Annotated in this window: 1 protein-coding gene; it reads left to right on the top strand. The window is 64.3% G+C overall.

The genetic code is table 11. The annotated features are described in order from the left end of the window. Nucleotides 1–573 (top strand): aspartate-semialdehyde dehydrogenase (locus JWG43_RS20605; RefSeq protein ID WP_205244263.1); only part of this gene is annotated, 573 nt, incomplete at its 5' end. Nucleotides 574–661: the final 88 nt, after the last annotated feature.

The following is a 661-nucleotide window of genomic DNA, read 5'->3' as shown; positions in this document are numbered from 1 at the left end:
GTGTCTGGCGCCGGTAAGGAAGGCATGGACGAGCTGTGGAACCAGACCAAGGCCATCTACGGCCTGGGCGACGCCACGCCCAAGAAGTTCCCCAAACAGATCGCCTTCAACGTCATCCCCTACATCGGCTCCTTCCTCGAGGACGGCTCCACCGACGAGGAGAAGAAGATGTCGGACGAGACGCACAAGATGCTGGACCCCGACATCAAGGTCACCGTCACCTGCGTGCGCGTGCCCGTCTTCGTGGGTCACTACGAGGCCGTGAATGTGGAGTTCGACCGCCCCATCGAACCCGACGAGGCCCGCGCCATCCTGCGCGAGGCGCCGGGCGTGCTGGTCATCGATAAGCAGGAGCACGACGGCTATATCACCCCCGTCGACGCGGCCAGCGAACACGCCGTCTATGTCAGCCGCATCCGCAAGGACACGACCGTCGAGAACGGCCTGAACCTTTGGGTCGTGTCCGACAACCTGCGCAAGGGCGCCGCGCTGAACGCCGTCCAGATCGCTCAGTTGCTGGACGAGACCGGCGTGATCAAGTCGTCGTCGGGATATCGTTCGATCACGGTCTAGGCGGTCTCAACCGTCATGAACGCCCACGCAACCCCTGCCGAAGGCCGCGCCGTCGGCACGGCCATCGCCTGCTACACCCTGTGGGGAC

Origin of the sequence: Desulfobulbus alkaliphilus (assembly GCF_016918545.1) — a bacterium.
GTDB classification, from domain to species: domain Bacteria; phylum Desulfobacterota; class Desulfobulbia; order Desulfobulbales; family Desulfobulbaceae; genus Desulfobulbus; species Desulfobulbus alkaliphilus.
This window is presented reverse-complemented; position numbering and strand designations above follow the sequence as displayed.